At 68.5% G+C, this 5674-nt stretch carries 6 protein-coding genes; 3 read left to right on the plus strand and 3 right to left on the minus strand.

Going from position 1 to position 5674, the window contains the following annotated elements; all coding sequences use genetic code 11:
• Positions 1-517 precede the first annotated feature (517 nt).
• Together Rhe02_RS49010 and Rhe02_RS49015 are read right to left on the minus strand one after the other, a co-directional pair.
• Entirely contained in the window at positions 518-1414 is an 897-nt protein-coding gene (locus Rhe02_RS49010; RefSeq protein ID WP_203915477.1) for a carbohydrate kinase family protein, read from the minus strand.
• Between the two features lie 11 nt (positions 1415-1425).
• A complete protein-coding gene (locus Rhe02_RS49015; protein WP_203915478.1) occupies positions 1426-2115 on the minus strand; it encodes a TetR/AcrR family transcriptional regulator in 690 nt (229 codons plus the stop codon).
• A 104-nt stretch (positions 2116-2219) separates the two neighbouring features.
• Here Rhe02_RS49015 and Rhe02_RS49020 point away from each other — a divergent pair, with 104 nt between their 5' ends.
• The gene (locus tag Rhe02_RS49020) at positions 2220-3137 is read left to right on the plus strand and encodes an NAD-dependent epimerase/dehydratase family protein (protein ID WP_203915479.1); all 918 of its coding nucleotides are present in this window, start codon (positions 2220-2222) and stop codon (positions 3135-3137) included.
• On the opposite strand, the gene Rhe02_RS49025 is transcribed toward Rhe02_RS49020, so the two are convergent.
• Positions 3102-3563, minus strand: a complete 462-nt coding sequence (locus Rhe02_RS49025; protein WP_203915480.1) for a DUF4245 family protein — start codon at positions 3561-3563, stop codon at positions 3102-3104. The genes Rhe02_RS49020 and Rhe02_RS49025 overlap by 36 nt on opposite strands.
• Before the next feature lie 66 nt (positions 3564-3629).
• Between Rhe02_RS49025 and glpX the strand changes: the two genes are divergently transcribed.
• Positions 3630-4628: a class II fructose-bisphosphatase gene (glpX, locus tag Rhe02_RS49030; RefSeq protein WP_203915481.1), complete on the plus strand. Its 999-nt coding sequence runs from the start codon at positions 3630-3632 to the stop codon at positions 4626-4628.
• Positions 4625-5542, plus strand: a complete 918-nt coding sequence (locus tag Rhe02_RS49035; RefSeq protein WP_203915482.1) for a DMT family transporter — start codon at positions 4625-4627, stop codon at positions 5540-5542. Before glpX ends, Rhe02_RS49035 begins: the two co-directional genes overlap by 4 nt.
• Positions 5543-5674: the final 132 nt, after the last annotated feature.

Here is a 5674-nt window from a genome sequence, read left to right on the forward strand (position 1 = left end):
CCTGCCGCCGGCTCTCGTTGCCCGCTGCGCCGCTTCCGCCAGCCGCCCCCCTCTTCCGGAACCGCCTGGATCTCGCGCCCATTGGTGGCGGTGGGTGCGGGCGGGGCAGGTGATGCGGTGGGGGCGCCGCGAGGTGGAGGCGGGGGTGCGGCGTGGGCGCGGGGCTGGGGATGCGGGTGTGGCCGTGCGGGTGGAGTCGGGGGTGCGGCGTAGCAGCGGCGCTGGGTGAGGGTGCGGCATGGCGGTGCGGGGCAGCGGCGACGGCGAGGGCGCTGGGTGAGGGTGCGGCGCGGCGGTGCGGGGCAGAGATGAGGGTGCGGCGTGCGAGTGAAGGTGGGGGGCGGCGTGGCGGGGCGCGGCGTGAGGGCACGGGGTGGGGGTGCGGCGTGAAGGTGCGGGGTGGGGGTGCGGCGCGGGGCGCGGCGTGAAGGTGCGGGGTGGGGCGTGAAGGTGCGGGGTGGGGGTGCGGCGTGAAGGTGCGGGGTGGGGTGCGGCGTGGAGGTGCGGTGGGGTGGGTTTAGGGGGTGAGGGCGGTGGTGTCGGCGAGGGTGGGTGGGTCGGCGCCGATGCGGGTGCAGGTGAGGGCGGCGGCGGCGACTACGAAGGTGAGCATTTCGCGTAGGGCGGGCTCGGTGGTGGGCCAGTCGTGGGACTGGAGCCAGGCTAGGAGCGCGCCGGTTGCTGTGTCGCCGGCGCCGATGGTGTCCATTATAGACACTGGAGGCGGGCTGACCTCTACGGTCGCTTCGGCGGTCAGGGCGGTCGCGCCGGATTTGCCGTGGGTGAGGACGACCAGGTTCGTGTTCTTGAGCCAGCGTTTCGCGGTGACAAGTGGATCGATGTGCGGGTAGGCGTGGGAGAGGTCTCCGGCGCTGACCCGGATCACGTTGGCCAGCTCGGCGAGCCTTTCCAGGCGTACCAAGGAATCAGGCCTTTGCAATGCCACGGACCGGATGTTGGGGTCGAAGCTTATGGTGCACCGGTCTTGATGGCCTAGCGCCCAACGCTCCAGCGTGTCCGCGCCGGGTGGGAGGAAGGCCGCCAGCGAGCCCAGGTGGATGGTGGTGCCCGCGTCGAGCTGGGGGAGCTCGGCCGCGCGCCAGCCGAAGTCGGCGGCGCCCGCGAGCCAGAAGTCGTAGTGGGCTTCACCGGTGCGGTCGACGGCGGCCAGGGCGAGGGCCGAGGGCTGGGTGGTGGAGCGAACGTAGCGGGTGTCCACTCCGGACGCGGCGAGCCTTTCGGTGAAGGCGGCGCCGAAGCTGTCCCGCCCGGTGCGGGCGGCCATGGCCACCGAGGCGCCGAGACGGGCGGCGGCGATCGCGGTGTTGGCGGGTCCACCGCCCAGCGCCGCCTTGAGGAGGCCCTCGCCGGCCGGAACTAGATCAACAACCTGCTCACCGACAACTACGATCACGGGGACTAAAGTTACAGCCCGATTTCCCGCGCCATAACCCGCATTTGGTGATCGAAGAACTCCCGGCGGCTCGACTCTATGAAATTGTTGAACCGTCCGAAGAGTTCGAAGGTGATGACGCCGTAGAGCTGGATCCATGCCGTGAGGCCGCGCAGGAGCAGCGGGATGGGGATATCGGGCGCGATCACGGGAAGTGCTTGCACCAGCTCGGTCTCCAGCTCCGGCGGCGGCGCGGCGTCATCGGCGTAGGTGACGCGCAGCTCGCCGGAGGTGTAGCCGTCGGCGAGGAAGCGGGCGAGCACCACCGTGGTCCGGGCGGCCGGCTCGACCGTGTCCCGTGGAGCGCGATAGCCGGGCACCGGGGAGCCGTAGATGAGCGCGTACTCGGCCTGGTGGGCCAGGGCCCAATCGCGGATGGCATGACCGAAGGCAAGCCAGCGCTCAAGCGCGGTGCCTGTGACGGCAGCGGCGGTTTCGCCGGCCTCGCCCATCTCGTTGTAACAGTCGATGATCAAAGCGGTGAGCAGGTCGTCGCGGCTCGGAAAGTAGCGGTACACGGCGGAGGAGACCATGCCCAGCTCACGCGCGACCGCGCGGAGCGAAAGGTTGGCTCCTTCCGTCGCCAGCTGTCGCCGGGCGACCGCCTTGATTTCGCTGGTCAGCTCCTGACGTACCCGGGCTCGGATCGAGTTGCTGCTCATGGGAGAGAGCATAGCAACGAAACGAGAGCAGTGCTCTTGACTCGATTGGCGGACATGTGCTCTTATGAGAGAGCACTGCTCTCACTTCTAGCGAGGAGCTCGAAATGCACGTAATCGTCGGCGCTGGACCTGTCGGCTCACGGACCGCCCTGCTCCTCGCTGAGCGAGGCGAGACCGTTCGGGTGATCTCCCGCAGCGGCCGGGGACCCTCGGCCGAGCGCATCGAATTGGTCGCGGCTGACGCGACCGACCCCGCCAAGCTGACCGAGCTGAGCAAGGGGGCGACCGCCATCTACAACTGCGCCAACCCCGCCTATCACACCTGGCTCACCGACTGGCCCCCGCTCGCGGCGTCGCTGCTGCAGGCGGCCGAGGCCAATCAGGCGCTGCTCGTCACGTTCAGCAACCTTTACGGCTACGGCCCGGTCAGCGGGCCGATCACCGCGGCTACCCCGATGAGGGCTGAGCACCCGAAGCTGCGCGTGCGGCGCCAGATGTGGGAGGACGCGCTGGCCGCGCACCTGGCCGGCAAGGTCCGGGTGACCGAGGCGCGGGCGAGCGACTTCATCGGCAGCGAGTCCAACAGCGTGCTCAGCGACGTGGTGCTGAAGCGCACGGTGAATGGCAAGAGCGCCTTCGCTTTCGGCGACCCCGACGCACCCCACAGCTGGACCAACGTGAACGACGTCGCCAAGACCCTGGTCGCCATCGCCGGCGACGAACGCGCCTGGGGCAAGGCGTGGCTCGTGCCGACGGCCGCCCCGATGTCGGTCAGGCAGGCCGCCAATCGGGCCAACGAGCTCGCGGGTTTGGGCAAGGCCAAAATCTCGACGGTGCCCTACGCGATGCTGTGGACGATGGGACTGTTCTCGAAGGTGATGAAGGAGCTGCGGGCCACCTACTACCAGTTCGCCAAGCCGTTCACGATCGATTCGTCGCTGACCGAGCAGACCTTCGGCCTCACCCCGACCTCGATGGACGAGTCGCTACTGGCTAGCACTCGCCTGGACCGGAATCGGTAGCAGACGCGCCAGGGGGCTGGCGTCGGCCCCCTGCGCGGCAACCACCACCACCGTGATGTCGCCGCTGCGCCCGAGAAGCCTTGTTTCGCCGGGCTTGGCCTGCACGGTCGAGGACAGATCAGCGCGGGACTGGACCAGCTGCACGCCTTCATGATCCTTTGTCAGGTACCCGATGCGAAGGGCCCCATCCCGAAACTGGGCGTGGACAACGAGCCAGCCTTCGGGGGCGGTATTCGGTGGCAGCTGGGACATCCCGGCGCGCTGAGCGCTGGCGATCGCCTCCGCCGGGTCAACCGTGACGATGGTGTCGCCGCCGTAGAGGTAGCGGTAGCCGAGCACAATCAGGAAGACCGGAACAAGAAGCACGATGAGGGACAGCGCCAAGTCACGTGGTGTGCGGGTCTTCTTCTCCGATGTCACGGTCACAGCATGCCAGGTTAGACGCGTGGGCCCGAACGAGCGTTAACCCATGTGACATGCCAGGATATCCACATGGCTGCGCGGAATCCCCAAGACCTTGATCGCAACCTGGCGCTTGACCTCGTACGGGTCACCGAGGCGGCGGCCATGGCCGCGGGCCGCTGGGTTGGCCGCGGCGACAAAGAACGCGGAGACGGCGCCGCCGTTGACGCGATGCGCAAACTGATCAACTCGCTGCCGATGCAGGGCACGGTGGTCATCGGCGAGGGCGAGAAAGACAACGCCCCCATGCTTTTCAATGGCGAGAAGGTCGGCGACGGCACTGGCCCCGAGGTCGATGTCGCAGTGGACCCGATCGATGGAACCACCCTAATGAGCAAGGGCATGCCCAACGCGCTGGCCGTGCTGGCCGTGGCGGAACGCGGCTCGATGTTCGACCCCAGTGCCGTTTTCTACATGGAGAAGCTCGCCGTCGGGCCCGACTTCGCCGATGTGGTCGACATCACCGCGGGCTGCACGGAAAATCTGCGGCGCATCGCCGCCACCAAGCGTTCCCGCGTCTCTGACGTCACCGTGTGCGTCCTCGACCGGCCGCGCCACGCCGAGCTGGTGCAGGAGATCCGCGACGCGGGCGCGCGGATCATGTTCATCTCCGACGGTGACATCGCCGGCGCCATCTACGCGGCGCGCGAGCAGTCCACTGTGGACGTTCTGATGGGCATCGGCGGCACGCCCGAAGGAATCACCGCAGCCTGTGCCCTCAAGTGCATCGGCGGAATGATCCAGGCTCGGCTCTGGCCCCGCGACGACGACGAGAAGCAGAAGGCACTCGCTGCCGGGCACGACCTCGACCGGGTGCTCACCACGGATGATCTGGTGCGCGGGGAGAACGCGTTCTTCGTCGCGACCGGGGTCACCTCGGGGGATCTGCTCAAGGGGGTCCGGTACCGGGACGGGGGCGCCTACACGCAGTCCATCGTCATGCGATCGAAGTCCGGAACCGTACGCGTAATCGATTCCTGGCACCGTTTGGAGAAGCTGGCGAATTACTCGCTGGTCGACTTCGAGTGACGAAGGGCGTAGGTCTTGTCCTCGCGGTCGTCGCCGGTCTTGGCGTAGCAGCCCAATCGCGCATCAACGGTGAGCTCGGCCATCGGATCGGCGACGGGATCGTGGCTGCCGTCTTCTCCTTCGGCAGCGGATTCGTCGTGCTGGTGTGTGCGATTCCGTTGATGCGCAAAGGTTTGCGTGCCATCCGAGAGGCTCTGCGGGCGCGCACCCTGTTGTGGTGGCAGTGCCTCGGCGGAAGCTGCGGCGCGCTCCTCGTCGCGACCCAGGGCCTCACCGTCGCCACCATCGGGGTAGCGGTTTTCACCGTGGCCATCGTGGCCGGGCAAAGCATTTCCAGCCTCATCGTTGACCGGGCCGGCCTGGCCCCGGGCGGGGTCCGTCCGGTCACCGCCCCCCGCGCCATCGGCGCCGCGCTTTGCGTGGTCGCGGTGGTCATCGCCGTCGGCGACCGCCTTTCCGACACCCAAGCCCTCGTTCTCGCCATCCTGCCCGCCATCGCCGGCTTCGGGCTCGCCTGGCAGCAAGCCGTCAACGGCCGGGTCTACCAGGCATCCGGATCGGTGCTGCCCACCACCTTGGTGAATTTTTCGGCGGGTACGGTGACCCTGCTGCTCCTGCTAGCGATAGACCTGGCTGTGCGCGGCCTGCCGCATTCCCTGCCCAGCAACCTTTGGCTCTACTCGGGCGGATTGCTCGGCATCATCTTCATCGGCGTGGCCTCGGCGGTGGTCGGGCGCATAGGCGTCTTGCTCCTCGGCATGGGCATGATCGCCGGCCAGGTCATCGGCGCCGTCCTCATCGATCTGTTGCTGCCCACAGCATCCGGCCCACCCACCGCGCCAACCCTCGTCGGCGCAGCCCTAGCTCTTGTCGCAGTTGTCTTCGCCTCTCGCCCCACGAAAGCCGTCACCTGACATTCGCGGTCAAGGATTCCTGTCGGGTCGGCATTGTCTTGCCGCCCGGCGGCCTGGCGGCCCGGCGGCCTGGCGGCCCGGCGGCCTGGCGGCCCGGCGGCCTGGCGGCCCGGCGGCCCGGCGGCCCGGCGG

It is taken from the genome of Rhizocola hellebori, assembly GCF_016862955.1.
GTDB classification, from domain to species: domain Bacteria; phylum Actinomycetota; class Actinomycetes; order Mycobacteriales; family Micromonosporaceae; genus Rhizocola; species Rhizocola hellebori.

What these genes read in the sequence shown, in the direction of transcription:
- Rhe02_RS49015 (WP_203915478.1), bottom strand. Translation starts at nt 2,115, where the DNA reads ATGAGCAGCAACTCGATCCGAGCCCGGGTACGTCAGGAGCTGACCAGC.
- Rhe02_RS49020 (WP_203915479.1), top strand. Translation starts at nt 2,220, where the DNA reads ATGCACGTAATCGTCGGCGCTGGACCTGTCGGCTCACGGACCGCCCTG.
- glpX (WP_203915481.1), top strand. Translation starts at nt 3,630, where the DNA reads ATGGCTGCGCGGAATCCCCAAGACCTTGATCGCAACCTGGCGCTTGAC.